We start from the raw sequence: 15,647 nt of genomic DNA on the forward strand, positions 1-15,647 counted from the left end.
CGTCGAAGAGGCGAAGTGCATGCCTGATTTCGCGCTCCGGCAGTTCCATACGTGGCAGATGTGCTTCGCATGTCTATGAGTGGCACCTCGGGGTCGGGGCGGGACCCAACGGCAAACTCGATACTCGCAGTTCCTGGACAGAATGCCTGGTTCCGAGAGATCGTTAAGGCGCTTTGCTCGTACGTGGAGGGAGGTGAAGATGTACGAGCCGTTCACCGAGGAAGAGTGGGTCATCCTGGATGACAAGCTGGTGGAGCTGGCCGAGGCGATGACGAGTGTCTTGACCAGGTCAGACCGGCTGCAGCGGGACGGTGAGCTGGGTCGCAGGCTGGGCATGGTCACGTCGTACGACGTGTTGCGGCGCCGCTGCGGCTGGTTCGTTGACCTGCTGGCGCATGCGTCGGCTCGGGCCGGGGCGGATTATCCGGACCTGGGCCGGGCGGTCAAGATGACGCGTCAGGGCGCGAAGAAGCGCTGGCCTGACCTGGGTCGTGTGCGCGAGGAAGGGATGGATCCGAACTTTGTGGCTCCCTATCGTGAGGGCATGCCGCAACGGTTGCCCGCTCGGCCGCTGAGCAGCTAGTCGCTCAGCGTGCGCTGCCGGCGGGGGCAGCGCACACCCGAGTACCTCTCATAAGCCTCCGACCTCATTCTCGAGCTCGTTGAGGCTCACCCGTTCAGAACCTCCTCCGACGACCAGGAAGCTGTCTGCGGCCGGATCGCTGCCGTGCAGACCGGTCGCGACGGGATACCCCGAGCGCTGCGTGCTGGTAAGCAGTTGATGCAGGTTGCGTTCCCGTCGAGGTGAGTGCAGCCAGAACACGACCGGCGGGCGGGATAGCCCGAAGTCGGCCACGGCGGCGTACGCGGCGACTTTCTCGGCGAGCAGGTGCAGTTGCTCCTTGCCGGTGTCGTACTCCAGGTAGAACTCGGCGCTGCCGTCGCGCGTGCGCCACTCGCCGTAGCCGTCAGGGCGGACGCCCATCAGGCCGTGGGCGGCCTGTTCCTCGTTGAGCCACTGCAGCAGCGTGTACCCGTGGTTGCGGCGGGCGTGGGCGGCGAGGGCGATGAAGAACCCGTTGACGCCGAGGGTGTGCTCGCGGTGGTGGCTGTGCATGATCGCGGCGTTGCGGGCTTTGGCGCGGCGCTCGGTCAGCGGCTGGGTGCCGTCGCGGGCGGCGGCCCAGGCGTAACCATGTGGTCCGAGGACGTGCAGCATCGGTGCGCCGTGGTAGCCGTGCCGGGGCAGCGACTCGCCGTGGACCCGGGGGCCGGAGCGGGGCATGGAGCAGTCCAGGAATCCGAGCTGGCGAAGGTCGGCCAGCCGTGCCTGGCAGCGGCGTGCCGAGCCGAACAGCGCGGCGGTGATCTGGGTCGTGGTCAGGACGCGATGGTCTGCCAACCAGCGCAGCAGGAGCTCGTCGCGGGCGGTGAGCCGGTCGGCGGCGACCGTGTAGGCGGCCAGTGCTCGCTGTGACGGGGTGCGGATGGTCATTGGAGTGCTCCTTACCCTTGGGGGAATCCCGATAGGGATTTGGATGAGGTGATCAGCCGCTGTCAGGGCACAAGTCGCAGGACATACGCCCTGATCAGCAGCCGTTCTTGCGCGCCGGGCCCGCCAGCACGACGACGGACATGACGCCGGGTGCACCGACGGGCCGGCGACGGGTTCTGTCAGCGCTGACCGTTGTTGCTGTCGGTATCCGTGCCGCCGCTGCCGCCTGCCCGGCGAGCGGTGCGCTGGCTGCGGCGTTGTTGCTCGTCCCGGCTGACGCCCCGGGCGATGACGTCCCACTTCGCGGGCGGCTGCGGCGGGTGAGCCGCCGCGAGGGCCTGCCGCAATGCGTAGGTCGACTCCCGCGCGGTCGCCGGGGCCGGGGTGGTGAACGTGAAGGCGGGCAGCTCGCCGTGGCCGATGACGAGACGCGCCGCGGCGGTGAACGCGTCCAGGTGTGACAGGTCGTGCTCGTCGAGCTCAGGCTCGACGTGGCGGGCCAGGACTCTGGCGTCATCAGGCGCGACGTTGAAGAAGATCTTGTTGCGGGCGTTGGCATGCAGCGCCGCGGCGACATCGCGGGGTAGCTGGGACAGGTCCTGGTGGGCCAGGAGCATGCCGAGGCGGTAGCCGCGGGCTTCGGCGAGCATGTCCCCGACAGGGGAGGGCAGGTTCAGGAAGTTGTGGGCCTCGTCTGCGTAGATCATGGCTGGCCGGCGCTGCTGCTCCGGCAGTGCGGAGCGGGCGGTGGCGGCCTGCCAGGTCTTGGCGATGAGCAGGCTGCCGAGGATCCGGCAGGTGTCGTCGCCGAGCACGCCCTTGGGCAGCCGGGCCAGCAGCAGACCACCGTCGAGGATCTTGCCGAGGTCGAACGACGACTTCGGCTGCCCGATCGTGGCGCGGACGAAGTCGCGCAGCAGGAACGCCCGAAGCCGGGCCAGGACCGGCCCGATGATCTGCGCCCGCTGGCCAGGGTTCATCGAGTCATACCAGGTCCAGAACCCGTGCAGGCCCGCCGGGTCGTTGAGTTCGGCGGTGAACCGGGCCCGGAACTGGTCGCTGTTGAGCAGCGGTGGCACCGCGCTGAGGGTGACGCCGTCGTGCTTGAGCAGGGTCAGCAGCGACACCCGCAGCACGTCGTCGATGCGCGGTCCCCAGAACCTGTGAAAGATCTTCCCGAAGATCCCGACGATGTTGTCGACGGCCAGCTGCTGGTCGTCGCCGTCGAGCGGGTTGAAGCACGGGTGGGCGTCCTGGGCCGGGTCGATGAGCACGACCCGGTCGGCGACGTCGTCGGGCAACCTGGACAGGATGTCGTTGACCAGGTCGCCCTTAGGGTCGATGACCACCGCGCCGCGCCCGTTGCGCACGTCATCGAGCACCATGTGCGTGATCAGCGTCGACTTGCCCGAGCCGGTCTTACCGATCAGGTGGATGTGCTCGCTGCCGGACGCTACAGGCATGGCGACCTTGTGCCCGCCGTCTTGCGCCACGCCGAGCGGCTTGGTGCCGCCACCGCCCGACGGCACTGCCACGGGCGCGGGGGCCGTCTTCGCTCGGGCGCGCTGTAGCCCTGGGACGGCGAGGTCGGTCGGTAGCGCGGCCAGCGCTGCCAGCTCGTCGATGCTGGCGAGGAACCCGCTGCTCATGCGCCGGAGCGCGGCAACCGTGACGGGTCGGGCGAGCTTGCGGCGGTGAAGGCTGTTGCGGCCGGAGTAGGCGGAGAATGCCGACGCGACGGCGTGTGCCAGGCCGTTGAGCCGTTGGCGCAGCCGCTCGCGTACGACACGGTCAGGCTTGCCAGCTCCGGTCGGCGTGGCCACGATGTAGCGGACGTCGACCTCGAACACCGGCCCCGACAGCGCCTTGTCCAGGATCAGCCGCACGTCGCGGTCGTACGTCGGATCACGTCGCTGCGCCTGCGACGCCGAATTGCTGCTGGCGGGTCCGGGCAGGAACATCTCGATCAACCACATCAGTGGGGCAAACAGCATCCGCGCCAGGAGGTTTCCTCCCGACGGCGGGACCTGCCCGGTGCGTATCGCATGCGCGGCGCGACGGGCGTTACGGACCCGGCCGGCAGCGGCAGGCCGGGCCAGGATCTGTACGACGGTGTGCTCGCCGGGGTGGGTCTCCGCCCCGGCGGCGAGCAGCCCGCGTACCGGGTCGATGGCGTGCTCGGTGCGCAGCGGCAGGACGTCGGGCAGCCGGGTGTGCAGGCGGCCGCCGGTGGCCACGGTAGCCGATGCGGGGATCGGCGCGGCGGCCGGTGCGGCGGTGACGGTGGCACCGGGCCATGCGGTGCGGATCGCGGACTGGACCGCCGCTGCCGGTACGGTGCCGGGTACCCACAGCCGCAGCTGCAGGTGTCGACCCTGCCAGGTGTACTCGAACACGACGTGCGGGGTGCCGTAGACGATCCGCCGCAGCGGCGACGGAATCAGCACCCCGGACAGCGCCTGCCACCAGGCGCCGCTGGAGCTCGTGTCGACCTGCGGCGGCGGCGCGATGGTCAGCAGCGTCGCACCCTGCGACAGCCGCCGGTGGCGCCAGCCGTGTAGGAGATCGGTCGCGATGATCCACGCCAGCACGGCGGCACCTGCCAGGACGGCGAGCCAGGGCCGGTCGCCCAGCCAGCGGCCGGCGTTCGTGATCGTCTCGAGGGTGATGGGCGGTTGGATGTTCACGGCTTATGTCCTTTCCATAGGTTCGGCGTCAGTAGCGGGGCCCGATGCGGGCGTGTAGGCCGCGGGTTGCAGCGCGTGGCGTGAGAGCATCGGTTACCGCTGTTGAGAACGGCGTCCTTCCCGACGACCGACGTCGGGCAGCGTGGTGAGGCAATGGGGAATCACGTTTTGTCAGCGGTTTCGAACGTCGGCACCTCGGACTTTGTGCTGACAGCCGCTACCGGCGCGCTGACAGCGCAGGTCAGGGCACGATGTGCGGCGATCGCTAGGCGGTGTGCAGGCGCCTCGATGGCTCGGGCGGTGCGTTGACAGCGCCGCTGACAGGCCAGCGCTGTCAGGCTGGCACCGCTGACAGCGGGCACAGGCGCGATGCGAGTGCCTGGTAACGCGGTTACGCCCGCCAGGGCGGTGCGGGAACTCGGTTACCGAGACGGCGGGGTTGTGCAACAGCAGTTGCGAGCAGGCGGAAGCGCCGCCGCAACCGCCGTTGCACCCCGCAACCCGGTTACCGCCGCCGGCTACGCAGCGCGGCCTTCCTGATTGCCAACGCGAGCGGCTACGGCGCACCGCTGAGCAGGCCCTCCCGGACAGCCTCCAGAAGGCGGAACTCGCCCCTTCTACGTCTCATGCGTAGGACCTGTGCGGTCGCACCGAAGCGCTGAGCGACCTTGTCCACCGATACGCCGTCCAGGCGTGTTGCGCCGATCAGCTCCGCGATCTCTGCAGAGATGACGTTCTGCGCGACGGCCCGACCCAGTAGCAGGTCAGGATGGCCGTACAGCGGGGGAGGGAGGAGCGACTCGGCCGTCTGGGCCTTGGCCTGCTCATGGCGGGCGTCGGCCCACACCAGCTGCGTGCCCGCGCGCCTGCCCGCCCAGATCAGCCGCGCGGCCAGCCGGTCGCGGGACGGGTCGGCAGTGTGCAGCGCCTCGAGGAACCCGGTGAGGACCTCGGATTCCACGTCGGCATGCTCACCGCGGTAGCCGGCGCACAGCTGCTTGGCTGCCCGTCGGAGTCCGGGGAGCGCAATGCCGGTGGCCGCGAGGATCCAGTGCCGGCCCCACTGCTGCGCGGCGGTGCACAGCAGCGACCACACGGCATCACGCGCCGCGTACGACGTCGCGCGGTCGAGCAACAGGTCACGCAGTTCGTCTAGTGGCACGTGCCGCTCCGGCAGCCCCAGCTCGGGCGGCAACTGTCGGCAGTCCAGCGCCAGCGGCGACGGCTGCTGTGTCAGCGCCTCGAAGGCCCGCTGCACCTCGCCGAGCGGCGAGTTCTGCGCGACGCGGCCAACGCCGGTGCGGACGGTGTCGGTGTTCATGGCTCCTCCTTGCCGAGGCCCCGCTCGATGCGGGGATCGGCTTTCAGACCACGCCACGTCGCTGACAATCAATGACAGCACTGGTCAGAGCACGTGCGGTCATGCGCTGACAGCGGCGCATCTTAGAGCGTCAGCAGTGTCCGGACTTGCTGACAGGCGAATATTCGCAGCTCAGGCGGGCCCTCAGCATCTGACGGTCGATGCGAGCTGTCAGCGGCCCGTTCGACCCCAGGTCCGCTGACAGTGAAAACGATCATGGCGCTGTCTGCGGATGGCAACGTTCGCGATCGCTGACAAATCATCGTTCAGCGAATTGGATTTCAGCAGTTAGAACCGCCTTAGCCGCGCTGACAAGGCCAATGCCCCGAGCCTGTCAGCGCAAGGACGCCGCGCGAGCCGTTCGCCGCCGCTGACAACCCGGATTCCACGGGTGCCCGGACGATCCGGTCCGGACACCTACGAGACCGGGAGCATCTCCATGTCCTACCAACGCCGCACCGTGCCCACCGAGCCGATCGTGCCGCGCCGGGTGACCGCCGACCCGAACACCGGCCAGCTGCTCTACACGCCGGCCGAAGCGGCGGTGATCCTGCGCGTCACGCACTCATGGCTGCGCAAGAGAGCAGCCAAACGGCTCATCCCCTGCACCTTCCTGGGCCGGCTGTTGCGCTTCTCGCCCGCCGACCTCGCCGCGATCGCCGAGCACGGACACCGACCCGCCCAACCCGCCGCGCCGCGACGGCGGCGCACACCACCACGCCGGACCTCCACTTGATCGCCACGCGCGATCGAGGGTCCATGTCCACCGCACCAAGCGCACACATGCGATGAAGGGAGTACACCGAGATGGCATGGGTAGAGCAACGCAACGGAGCGTTCCGGGTCCGGGCCCGCATCGACGGCCACGTGGTCACCGACTCGGTCCACCTCACATCCGGCGCGGCGGATCTACGCGCCAAAGAGATCGACGTCGACATCGCCCGACGCCGCTACCAAGATCCCCGCACCATCCGGATCACACTGCAGGACTGGGTCGCACTATGGGCCGCCGATCTTCGCGTGGCACCCACGACCCGCGACACCTACGACGGGCACCTGCGCCGCCACATCCTGCCCAACCTCGGCCAGCTACAACTGGCCGACATCAACCGACGCCTCATCAAGAACTTCGTCGCGGACCTGCGCCAGCGCCTGTCCGACAAGTCCGTCGAAGACGTAATGAAGGTCCTCTCACTCGTACTCAACGAAGCAGTCGCCGAAGGCCGCATGAACCGCAACCCGTGCAAGGACGTCAACTGGCACGCGGACAGCACCGAACGACCACACGCCACCGCCGACCAGGTCATCGACATCGCCGCCGCGCTACCGAACTGGACCAACCAGGTCCTCGTCATCACCGCGGCCTACACCGGCATGCGCTGGGGCGAGCTGGCCGGCCTGCACCGCGACAACGTCAACCTCAACGAAGGCTGGATCTTCATCCCCAAAGACAACGGCGCCCTGAAAGAGATCAACGGACACCTCCACAAGGGCGCCCCCAAGACGCCCGCATCACGCGACCGCTACATAAAGCTGCCACCGTTCCTCATCGAGCTGCTCACGCTCGTCCTCTCCAGCCACGACCACGACCACGTGTTCGTCGGCTCCCGCGGCGCGCTGCAACGACGCAGCACCTTCGGGCGTACCTGGCGACAGGCCGTCAAGCGCGCCACCACCTCCGCCTCGCACCGGGCGATCCGGGGCATCCACGTCCACGACATGCGGCACACCCACAAGACCTGGATGGCAGAGGACAACATCCCCGAAGTCGCCCAGTGCAAACGCCTCGGCCACCGCCTCGGCGGCATCCGCGGCGTCTACACCCACACCACCCCTGCCATGGAACAGCAGATCATCGACACACTCCAGCGCCGCTGGGAAGTCAGCAAAGGCGCCGCCTTCGCCGGGGAACTACGCGAAAGCGCCTCGGGTCGTGTCCACCGGTCCGGACGGCGCCGCGGCGACAGCACGAGGTGAAGGCGGCCGGGTCACCCACCCATAACAAGTAACGGGCCAAGCGGCGTCGCCGGCTCGGGGCCGAGGAAGAGTCCTCGCGCGGCCCCGGGCTGGCGACGCCTTCATCAGAGCGCAGGGGCACTCGTCGCGTACTGGGCCCACTTGATCTATCAGCACCGTCAGGCGTCGATGGACGTCCCTGTCGTGTTGATGGAGGCGATCCAATGACCTGGGCAAAGCGGCAAGATCAGACGTACCACGACGCCCGGCGCGTGCTCGACCGGCACCGTCCAGCGGTCGGCGGCCGACGATGCGATCAGGCGCGGTGCGCCCGCGAGGCGTGGCCGTGCGCAGCGGTCGTGACCGCGCACCGCGTCCTCGCCTCGTATGGCGACGCCCCGGCCACGCTGCCTGTGCTCGCGCACGTGGACACGGCGAGGGCGTGGCTGCTGACCTCCGCGGCCTACGAAGTGCCGCCGACCACGCCGCTGGCCGCGGACATGGGCAATGTCATGGAGCTGATGCACCGCATGGGCACCGTTTCGCTGGCGCAGATCGCCGTACGACTCGGCCGCCCCCGCCCGGTCATCGCGCTGATACTGCGCGCGCTGACTGCGTGCGGCTGGGCCACGAGCATCACCGTGGGACATCACAACAGCGCCTCGCGGCCCCTGCCGTAGATTGAGTTCACCCGGCGTGTACTGCTGGAGGACACGGTCGCTCAGAACCGGACTTGCTCCGCAAGGGTAACCAGTTGCTCGACCGCCTCGTTCTTGCGGTCGCCAGCGGGCAGGTCTCGCAGCGCGGCCGCGACCAGGCCCTTACGCAGCCGCTCGGTGATCGATCGGCTGGTCGGCTCGTCGAAATCGCTGAGCGACAGCGAGCCCAGTTTGTTGTCCACGATCACCTGCAGCCGCAGCTTGACGACCTCATCCTCAAGGCGGTCGATCAGAAACTCCAAAGTCCAATCGAACAGCGCTCCCGACGCCGACCAGTCAAGATCCTCCCTTACGCGGATCAACCCGGCCACTACTGCCCCGCAACCATGACCATGTATGCATAGATGCCGGCTGCTCCGCTCTGGTCATGAGGCGGGGCCATTTCAAGCTCGGCCTACTCACCAGGCCGATCGCGGGCGAAGGTGAGGATCTGTTCGAGTGACGGTTCGTAGCCGTCGGTCGTGTCGACGGACAGTGTCGGCACCGCAAGCGAAAGAGGCTCGAACCCGCTGCCGGGACCGGTCGGCGCTGTGCTGCGGGCGCTGGCCGCACGCTGTGCGGCGGCGGTGTCCGGCAGTCTCTGCCGACGGCCAGCGACGCGTTCAACCGCCACGTCTGGGTCGACCACGCAGTGGACGACTCGCAGATTGGCCACGGCGCTGATCGATGCCAGTCCGAGGCTCCACTTGTGATGTTGGAACGCTGCCTCTGCCACGATTGTGACGCGGGCTGACAGCAGTAGGTCGACTGCGTTGAAGAATGCGGTGAAGGTCATGGCTGCCACGGTGTCCTTGCTCGTTGCTGCGAGGTCGTGGCCGAAGGTGTGGAAGATGCCTTCGTTGAGCTCGTCGCGGGACACGAGTGGGCAAGGGAAGGTGTGCGCGAGTTGTCGTGCCAGGGTGGTTTTTCCTGATCCGGGCCGGCCGCTGACGATCACGAGCGTCGGCTTGTGGACGGCGTGTGGCTGAGCGCCCGGGCCCCTGGTCTGGTGCTCGGCACGGGTTCGATCAGCTGAAGTAGCGTCCTGGGGCATTAGCGCGCACCTTCAGGGCCGCGGGGCCGTGGCGTCGCGGCTTTTCTCGTAGCCAGGGGCTGGCGCACATGAAGTAGCGAGGCTGCGCGGCGTGGCTGAAAGCCGACGCCGAGCCATGTGCCGACGGTGATGGTGGCGCTATTGGGCGTGATGGCAGCCGAGGCGGCCGCGGTGCCGTCGTGCATGTACCGCAGCCGAACCGTGACTCCGGTTGCTGCCTCGATGCGTCGCGTTACCGCTGCGGTTCGGTGGGCGAGGCTGCCGTAGACGCCTTGCCCATCATTGGCCGGCAATCCGTCAGCGACGAACGAGGCGACGCTGACGATAACTCGCACTCGCGCCTGAAAAGTGCTGGCGGAGTCGATGGCGCTGGTCAGTGCCGCCGCGACGGCATCCTCGACCTCGTCGGCATCGTCACTGCGGGGAGCCGGGTGCACGCTGATGTGCCGCAGTCCGGTCAGGGTGGTTTCGTGGATCTCGGCTACGGCGGTCTTGATTCGCGTTTGGCCGAGGTCGGCGACGATGACGGCCTCGCCGGTGGCGTCTGGGCGGATGTGCCGGGCCGCTCCGACGAGCGGGGCTAAGTGCGGGTGGTAGAGGAGCCCCACCGGACACGGCTGCGCAGCGATGCCGACGACTTCGCGTACGGCTGCGAGGACAAGCGGCCCGCAGGCGCCCACGAGCAGCCCACCGGCGAGCCATACGCTGTCGACGCTCAGCCAGTGTTCGAAGAATGCCCTGTAGGCAGACGAGTTCGCGTGGAGCGCTGCCGTGGCAGGGTCGCGCAGCGTCGCGATGAGGTTTCCGAGGTGGAGCCCGAAGCTGTGCAGCGTGGCTGCGGCACGTGCAGCCGTGACTGAATCCGCTGCTGCCAGGGCAGAGCCTATGTCGTCTGAGAGATGGTCTTTTCGCAGATTGTTCAGCGCGTGTTCGGATGCCAAAACTAGTAGGGCGTCGCGTGAGCAAGCGTCCTGTGCGAGCCGGCCGTTCACGGCGGGCGCGCCGAGCGGACCGAGAATGACGTGGTTCAACGACGCTGCGTTGGCGGTCAGTTGCTGCGGGTGGAAGGCGGCGTCAGTCATGGCTGCTGCCTGTCTGCCTGGCAACCCGAGTTGCTAAGCGTGTTCCCGTTGCGCCAGGACCCTGTGGCCGGCACCGCCGGGTTCCCGTGATGCGGGGATAAGTTACCTTCGCGGCATGACGCACGGGGTTGTGGCCGAGCTGCCGCGGCTGATCGCCACAGATCTCGACGGGACGTTGCTGGGCGAAGGTGGCGCGGTCAGCGCCCGCAGTGCGGCCGTGCTGCGGCGCGCTGCAGCGGCAGGTGCCGCAGTGGTGCTGGTTACCGGTCGGTCCCAGCGGCGGTTGTTGACGGTCTTCGCCGATCTCGGTGCCGGTTACCTGGCGATCTGCGCCAACGGCGCGGTCGTGTACGACCCTACCGAGGCGCGGGTCCGCCGCTGCCGCCCGATAGGCCCCGGACACGTGCGGGAGGTCTGCCTTCGGCTTCGACAGCGGGTGCCGCAGGTGGTGTTCGCCGCACATGTGGACTGCGGCAGCACCATGCTGCACGAGCCGGGCTGGCCGGTCCGGCGCCTGTCGCCGGCTGTGTCGCTGCTGGCGGGAGCGCAGGAGCTCTTCGACGTGCCGGTGGTGAAGCTGCAGGCCCGGGCGAGCGGTATGGACCCCGATGTGTTCGTCAAGCTGGTGTCCGAGACGGTAGGCGACGTCGCGGAGGTGACCTGGCAGGGGTACCAGGGCTTGGTCGAGATGACCCGACGAGGCGTGACGAAGGCCAGTGCGCTGGCTGAGATGGCCGCCGAGCTCAGGGTCGCGCCAGCGGAGGTGTTGGCGTTCGGTGACATGCCCAACGATGTGTCGATGTTGCGGTGGGCGGGACGGTCGGTCGCGGTGGCCAACGCCCATACGCTGGCGCGCGCAGCGGCCAAGGAAGTCACCTTGTCCAACGTCGAGGACGGCGTGGCGTTGTATATCGAACGGCTGCTGTCCGGCCCGCCCTGACGCGGCCGCCGTCGGCAAGCCGGTGTCTACCCCCGACCATGACGGCCGCTGGCCGTGGCGCGAGCGACTGCGCGGCGGTGGGTTAGCCATCGAGACCGAACGCCCCGGCGACTTGCTGTACGAGGTCGTCTTCACCGGTCCCGACATCTACGGCCAGTGCGGTCAGGGAGAGCTGGGTGGTCTGCTGGGCAAGCCGGTCGGTGAACATGGCGTCGCGCTCGAGCAGGTTCTGCAGTGCGCGTTGCGGGTCGCTGGTCTTGGCGATGAAGCCCCATGTGGTACCGCCGCGGGAGTCGAAGACGTCCCGTCGGAACTGTGGGGACGGCAGCAGCCACACGGCGCGACGCCGTTCGGCGAGCAGCGGCTGTACGAGGTCAGGCAGGAGCCTGAATCCTTCTGCGATCACCGGCTGGTCGGTGGGGAGGTTCAGCAGGTCGGAGATGATCTGTTCGAAGCCTTCGCCGTGGTACCAGTGGAAGGTTTCGAGCATATCGGCCGGGGCGCGGTTGACCCACCGGTCGTTCATGTCCATGTCGGCGAACTTACGCAGGTACGGGGCGGTCTCGGCTGGCATGCGGCGGGCGTGTTCAGGCATGGCTGCGTCGGTGTTGTAGACGCTCAGCCCGTACTGGTCGGCCAGCCGCCGGGCGATAGTCGACTTGCCCGAGCCGCTGCCGCCGCCGATCCAGTAGACATGCGCCAGCCGCTGCGGCAGCGTCTTACTGGAGGTCGGTTGGTTGAGTGCGGATTGCATCATGTCTCCTCGCAGCTTGGTTACCGACCGGAGATGCTGCCGCTGCCCTGGCGGCGCGTGGACTGGTAGAGGTCAGCGTACTGGCGGGCGGCGTTGCTCCAGGTGTAGTCGATGACGCGCGTGTTGTCGGCTGGCGTCAGGTGGCCACGCAACGCCGCAGCCATCTGGTCCCGAAGGCCGGCGACGTCGTACGAGGCCAGCGATGCGACGTCGGGGAAGGCTTGCCGGATCTCGGGGACCTGGTCGGTGACGACCAGGGGGCAGGCGCATGCGATAGCTTCCAGGGCCACCATGCAGAACGTTTCCAGGTAGTTCGACGGGACGACGGTGACGTCGGCGGCGTTGTAGTAGGCCGGTAGCAGGTGGTGGGCGATGAACGGCACGAAAGTCACCGCGGTGTCGACGCCGAGCTGCTCTACCAGCCGCTGCAGCTGTGCCTTGGTGGGGCCGTCGCCGACGATGAGCAGTCGGCTCGAGCGCAGCTGCTGGTGGAGGCTGGCGAAGGCCTGGATCAGGGTTTCGACGTTCTTGTCGGGGGCCAGGCGGCCGACGTACAGCACGACCCCGTCACCAAGGGGCAGTCCTAGCTGGAGGCGAGTGAGATGCCGGTCGCCGGGGCGGAAGTGCTGCAGGTCGATACCTGGTGGGATGACGGCGGCGGCGGGCAGCCCGGCTGCGGCCAGCGCTTCGGCTTGGGCTTGGCCGATGGCCACAACGGTGGCACGGGCACGCAGTTGGGCGATCCGTTCGGCCAGCGCGCGATCGGCGGCAGGGGCGGTGCCCGTGGGCAGCCATCGCCCTACCCTGCCCCAGTGAGTGACGACCACCGGCATGTCGACAGCCGGCAGGAGAGCTTCGGCGTCCTCGAGTCCCTGGACATGCACGACATCGGCGGTGGCCATTGCGGGCAGCGCGGTGAGGGCTGCCAGCCAGCGACGCCGCCGCGCTCGCCTGCCGAGGTCACGCACGGGTTCGGGTGCTGCGGCTGTGGCATTGTCGAGCCACGTTGGCCAGCGCAGATGCGTGGCGCGGATGTCGTCGAGGCCGTCGAGGTAGCTCATCCGGGGCCCGCCGACGAACAGCGCCACCGTGTGCCCGGCGGCCGACAGCGCGCGGGCGATCTGGACCATGCCGATCTGGCCACCGGGCACACCCGCCCGGCCTGGCACGCCAGCCTGGCTTCTCATGACCATTACGATGTTCAACTGACGACCTCCCAGCTGCCGCGCTGCTGCGAACGGGCTGCGAGGACGTCGGCTGCGGGCACGGCCGACATCCGATAGATGGACACCCGCCCGCGTTCGGCGCCGTAGACGCCGACGGGCAGCGACACGTCCCACACAACCCTGCCGTCGCGGGTGAGTTCGAACGCCGCGCCCGCGGTGGAGTTGGTGACCAGAAGGTTGCCGTTGGGCAGCGGCTGGCAGCCGCCGGCCAGTGGGCAGAAGAACGACTCGGGCGGGTCGGCGGTCCAGCTCCACGTCACGCGCTTGGTGGCCGGGTCGATGGCGAGCAGGCGCGTGCGCTGACTGGTGCGTCCGTTGTCGAAGACCAGGATCTGCCCGTCGGGCAGCAGGGTGGGCTGGTGTGGCCCGGACAGTTGGCCTGGCCCCCACCACCACTTCACGGCGGCGTCGGCCAGGCCGATGACGGCGATGGTGTCGAGTTCCCGGACGCAGATCAGGACGTCACCGTGGTCCCAGATCCCGTCGGGGTTGGCGGGAAGGATCTCGAGGGTGTTGGTGTGCAGGATGTCGCAGGGCGAGCCCGGCAGCGCGCGCAGTAGTTGCAGGGCGCGGCGAGGTTCTCCGTCGTAACAGCCGGTCTGCAGCAGCGCGAGAGTCTCGGTCACGGTCGTGTCGTCGACGGTGTCGTCGCGGCCCGGCCAGCCCCGCAGCCGCAGCGCCGCGTTGCGCCGCCCGGCCACGGCGTCGATCTTTCCACGCAGGGATTGGTCGGTTCGCAATGTGTCCCACAGCGACAGGTCGGTCTTCACGACGCCTTCGGCGGTGACGGTGGTGATCAGGTTGTCGAGTACGACCTGCCCATGCTGCCGGTTCTCCACCCGGCGGGGAGCTTCGGTCAGCACCAGGATCGTGCCGTCGCCGGTGATCGCGAGATCGTGGTGGGCGGCGATGTCGCACGACCACTCCAGCTGCGAGTCGGGGGTGAGCTTGAGCAGTGCCCGTAGCGGGACGATCGCCAGTAGGTTGCAGGCCGGATCTGTCTCGATGTGGTTCCAGCCCCGCAGGTAGCTCGGCGGGTTGTCTGCGCTGTCAAGCTGGCCGTGGGGGTGGCTCCAGGTGTGCAGGATCGCGCCGTCGCGGTCGATGAGGTATGCGGTCGGGGTTGGGTAGGCCGAGGCCGGGGAGAACAGCAGGCCCAGCCCGTCGGAGCTGTGCGGTGTCATACGGTCACCCCCGCGCTGGTGGTAAAGAAGCTGCTGACGGCGTCGGCGTCGGGCGGTTGCCTGCGGCTGATCCGTTCGTGAAGGTGGGCGAGGATCTCGTCGAACAGCAGGTTGGGGATGCGCTGCTCGGCGGCGATGAGGTCGTCGCGGAACCGTTCGACGGCGGCCATCCACTCCCGGTAGGCGGCGACCAGCGGATCGTCGCTGGGCCATTTGGTGTTGATGTAGTCGCGGGCCAGCGAGAACCGTGACGGTGAGACCAACTGCGCCCCGGACACCAGCCCGGCCACCTCCGGCAGCTGGTGGTACACGGAGGTGATCTCGTCGATGAACGTGACGCGGTAGCCAAGCCTGGTGGTCAATGCCAGCCACAGGTCCCAGTCCTCGCACACCTGTAGCGCGGGGTCGAACCGGACAGGGGTGTGCCGGAAGTTACGCACAATGACCGACCCTGTGTGCAGATAGTTCGCGACCATCAGGAACCGCTGGTCGTAGGGGTAAGCCTTGGTCCGCAACCCGGTCAAGTCGCCGGGCTGCGTGTCAAGCCGCTGCTCGGACACCACAGCGCCGAGGTAGACGAAGTCGGCATCACCGTCACGCAACGCTCGGCATCCGCGGGCCAGGTGATCAGGCAGGAAGATGTCGTCGTCGTCGAGGAACGCCAGATACACGCCCTCGGCGAGGTCGATGCCGGCGTTGCGGGGCACCGACGCACCCCCCGAGCACCGGGCGAGCTCTACGACCTTGACCGGCATAGCCGACCGCCAACCGTCGACCTGCCGAGCCACCGGCCGCCCGCCGTCATTGACGACGATCGCCTCGACGCCGCCCGACAGCACCTGCGCTGCCGCGTCGACACTGGCCAGCGCCGCTTCCAAGACAGCACTGCGGTTGACGGTGGGGATGATGACCGAGACCAGCGGCCGGCCGTCCGAGTCAACGTGCGCCATCGCGGCCCCCTATCGGTCGTGCGGTATACCAGCAGTCACCGACGACCATGTCGCCGATCGAGCCGCCGCGGGGCCTGGCCCACCCGCCCAGCGCCACCACATCCGGGATCCGGGGCAGGAGCCGCGCTGCGGCCAGCAGCGTCGTCGGGGTGACCGGGCTGTAGCGGGGGAAGGTGTCCTTCTCCGATTCCAGGCACCACAGCATCCGCCCGCCCTCGACCTCGGCGATGGAGCCGTCGTGGCCGGGCTTGATCGCCATGA

16 protein-coding genes are annotated in these 15,647 nt (G+C 68.5%); 5 read left to right on the forward strand and 11 right to left on the reverse strand.

Going from position 1 to position 15,647, the window contains the following annotated elements; all coding sequences use genetic code 11:
• Positions 1-199: 199 nt before the first annotated feature.
• Complete coding sequence (locus AB0B66_RS23805; protein WP_360533764.1) at positions 200-583, forward strand: hypothetical protein; 384 nt, start codon at positions 200-202, stop codon at positions 581-583.
• A 48-nt stretch (positions 584-631) separates the two neighbouring features.
• On the opposite strand, the gene AB0B66_RS23810 is transcribed toward AB0B66_RS23805, so the two are convergent.
• The 3 genes from AB0B66_RS23810 to AB0B66_RS23820 all read right to left on the reverse strand — a co-directional run bounded on the left by AB0B66_RS23810 (position 632) and on the right by AB0B66_RS23820 (position 5,503).
• The gene (locus AB0B66_RS23810; protein WP_360533767.1) at positions 632-1,495 is read right to left on the reverse strand and encodes a replication-relaxation family protein; all 864 of its coding nucleotides are present in this window, start codon (positions 1,493-1,495) and stop codon (positions 632-634) included.
• 179 nt (positions 1,496-1,674) lie between these two features.
• Positions 1,675-4,182, reverse strand: coding sequence for a type IV secretion system DNA-binding domain-containing protein (locus AB0B66_RS23815; RefSeq protein ID WP_360533770.1), 2,508 nt, complete (start codon positions 4,180-4,182; stop codon positions 1,675-1,677).
• A gap of 556 nt (positions 4,183-4,738) precedes the next feature.
• On the reverse strand, positions 4,739-5,503 hold the full coding sequence (locus AB0B66_RS23820; protein WP_360533773.1) for a hypothetical protein: 765 nt from the start codon (positions 5,501-5,503) through the stop codon (positions 4,739-4,741).
• A 478-nt stretch (positions 5,504-5,981) separates the two neighbouring features.
• On the opposite strand from AB0B66_RS23820, the gene AB0B66_RS23825 reads away from it, so the two are divergent.
• The 3 genes from AB0B66_RS23825 to AB0B66_RS23835 all read left to right on the forward strand — a co-directional run bounded on the left by AB0B66_RS23825 (position 5,982) and on the right by AB0B66_RS23835 (position 8,178).
• Positions 5,982-6,278, forward strand: coding sequence for a helix-turn-helix domain-containing protein (locus AB0B66_RS23825; RefSeq protein WP_360533776.1), 297 nt, complete (start codon positions 5,982-5,984; stop codon positions 6,276-6,278).
• Positions 6,279-6,409: 131 nt separating this feature from the next.
• A complete protein-coding gene (locus AB0B66_RS23830) occupies positions 6,410-7,519 on the forward strand; it encodes a site-specific integrase (RefSeq protein ID WP_360533779.1) in 1,110 nt (369 codons plus the stop codon).
• A 203-nt stretch (positions 7,520-7,722) separates the two neighbouring features.
• Positions 7,723-8,178: a hypothetical protein gene (locus tag AB0B66_RS23835; protein WP_360533782.1), complete on the forward strand. Its 456-nt coding sequence runs from the start codon at positions 7,723-7,725 to the stop codon at positions 8,176-8,178.
• Between the two features lie 41 nt (positions 8,179-8,219).
• On the opposite strand, the gene AB0B66_RS23840 is transcribed toward AB0B66_RS23835, so the two are convergent.
• From AB0B66_RS23840 to AB0B66_RS23850, 3 genes are all read right to left on the reverse strand, one after another.
• Positions 8,220-8,459 carry a hypothetical protein gene (locus tag AB0B66_RS23840; protein WP_360533785.1) on the reverse strand — a complete coding sequence of 80 codons (240 nt, stop codon included), beginning with the start codon at positions 8,457-8,459 and terminating at the stop codon, positions 8,220-8,222.
• Positions 8,460-8,611: 152 nt separating this feature from the next.
• On the reverse strand, positions 8,612-9,250 hold the full coding sequence (locus tag AB0B66_RS23845; RefSeq protein WP_360533788.1) for an AAA family ATPase: 639 nt from the start codon (positions 9,248-9,250) through the stop codon (positions 8,612-8,614).
• Positions 9,250-10,332 carry a hypothetical protein gene (locus AB0B66_RS23850; protein ID WP_360533791.1) on the reverse strand — a complete coding sequence of 361 codons (1,083 nt, stop codon included), beginning with the start codon at positions 10,330-10,332 and terminating at the stop codon, positions 9,250-9,252. Before AB0B66_RS23850 ends, AB0B66_RS23845 begins: the two co-directional genes overlap by 1 nt.
• A 115-nt stretch (positions 10,333-10,447) precedes the next feature.
• Between AB0B66_RS23850 and AB0B66_RS23855 the strand changes: the two genes are divergently transcribed.
• Complete coding sequence (locus tag AB0B66_RS23855; protein ID WP_360533794.1) at positions 10,448-11,272, forward strand: HAD family hydrolase; 825 nt, start codon at positions 10,448-10,450, stop codon at positions 11,270-11,272.
• A gap of 82 nt (positions 11,273-11,354) precedes the next feature.
• On the opposite strand, the gene AB0B66_RS23860 is transcribed toward AB0B66_RS23855, so the two are convergent.
• From AB0B66_RS23860 to AB0B66_RS23880, 5 genes are all read right to left on the reverse strand, one after another.
• On the reverse strand, positions 11,355-12,026 hold the full coding sequence (locus AB0B66_RS23860; RefSeq protein WP_360533797.1) for a hypothetical protein: 672 nt from the start codon (positions 12,024-12,026) through the stop codon (positions 11,355-11,357).
• 20 nt (positions 12,027-12,046) lie between these two features.
• Positions 12,047-13,156 (reverse strand): glycosyltransferase family 4 protein, encoded by a 1,110-nt coding sequence (locus AB0B66_RS23865; protein WP_360533800.1) that lies wholly within the window; start codon positions 13,154-13,156, stop codon positions 12,047-12,049.
• Between the two features lie 71 nt (positions 13,157-13,227).
• Positions 13,228-14,436: an arylsulfotransferase family protein gene (locus tag AB0B66_RS23870; protein WP_360533803.1), complete on the reverse strand. Its 1,209-nt coding sequence runs from the start codon at positions 14,434-14,436 to the stop codon at positions 13,228-13,230.
• On the reverse strand, positions 14,433-15,386 hold the full coding sequence (locus AB0B66_RS23875; RefSeq protein ID WP_360533806.1) for a glycosyltransferase: 954 nt from the start codon (positions 15,384-15,386) through the stop codon (positions 14,433-14,435). Before AB0B66_RS23875 ends, AB0B66_RS23870 begins: the two co-directional genes overlap by 4 nt.
• The gene (locus AB0B66_RS23880) at positions 15,373-15,645 is read right to left on the reverse strand and encodes a hypothetical protein (RefSeq protein WP_360533809.1); all 273 of its coding nucleotides are present in this window, start codon (positions 15,643-15,645) and stop codon (positions 15,373-15,375) included. The genes AB0B66_RS23875 and AB0B66_RS23880 overlap by 14 nt, the downstream gene beginning before the upstream one ends.
• Positions 15,646-15,647: the final 2 nt, after the last annotated feature.

It is taken from the genome of Catellatospora sp. NPDC049111, from assembly GCF_040648615.1.
In the GTDB taxonomy this organism is placed as follows: Bacteria; Actinomycetota; Actinomycetes; order Mycobacteriales; family Micromonosporaceae; genus Catellatospora; species Catellatospora aurea.

Excerpts from the sequence above, each read along its gene's own strand:
- AB0B66_RS23805 (WP_360533764.1), top strand. The coding sequence starts at position 200 with ATGTACGAGCCGTTCACCGAGGAAGAGTGGGTCATCCTGGATGACAAG.
- AB0B66_RS23810 (WP_360533767.1), bottom strand. The coding sequence starts at position 1,495 with ATGACCATCCGCACCCCGTCACAGCGAGCACTGGCCGCCTACACGGTC.
- AB0B66_RS23820 (WP_360533773.1), bottom strand. The coding sequence starts at position 5,503 with ATGAACACCGACACCGTCCGCACCGGCGTTGGCCGCGTCGCGCAGAAC.
- AB0B66_RS23825 (WP_360533776.1), top strand. The coding sequence starts at position 5,982 with ATGTCCTACCAACGCCGCACCGTGCCCACCGAGCCGATCGTGCCGCGC.
- AB0B66_RS23835 (WP_360533782.1), top strand. The coding sequence starts at position 7,723 with ATGACCTGGGCAAAGCGGCAAGATCAGACGTACCACGACGCCCGGCGC.
- AB0B66_RS23845 (WP_360533788.1), bottom strand. The coding sequence starts at position 9,250 with ATGCCCCAGGACGCTACTTCAGCTGATCGAACCCGTGCCGAGCACCAG.
- AB0B66_RS23850 (WP_360533791.1), bottom strand. The coding sequence starts at position 10,332 with ATGACTGACGCCGCCTTCCACCCGCAGCAACTGACCGCCAACGCAGCG.
- AB0B66_RS23855 (WP_360533794.1), top strand. The coding sequence starts at position 10,448 with ATGACGCACGGGGTTGTGGCCGAGCTGCCGCGGCTGATCGCCACAGAT.
- AB0B66_RS23860 (WP_360533797.1), bottom strand. The coding sequence starts at position 12,026 with ATGCAATCCGCACTCAACCAACCGACCTCCAGTAAGACGCTGCCGCAG.
- AB0B66_RS23865 (WP_360533800.1), bottom strand. The coding sequence starts at position 13,156 with ATGGTCCAGATCGCCCGCGCGCTGTCGGCCGCCGGGCACACGGTGGCG.
- AB0B66_RS23870 (WP_360533803.1), bottom strand. The coding sequence starts at position 14,436 with ATGACACCGCACAGCTCCGACGGGCTGGGCCTGCTGTTCTCCCCGGCC.
- AB0B66_RS23875 (WP_360533806.1), bottom strand. The coding sequence starts at position 15,386 with ATGGCGCACGTTGACTCGGACGGCCGGCCGCTGGTCTCGGTCATCATC.
- AB0B66_RS23880 (WP_360533809.1), bottom strand. The coding sequence starts at position 15,645 with ATGGCGATCAAGCCCGGCCACGACGGCTCCATCGCCGAGGTCGAGGGC.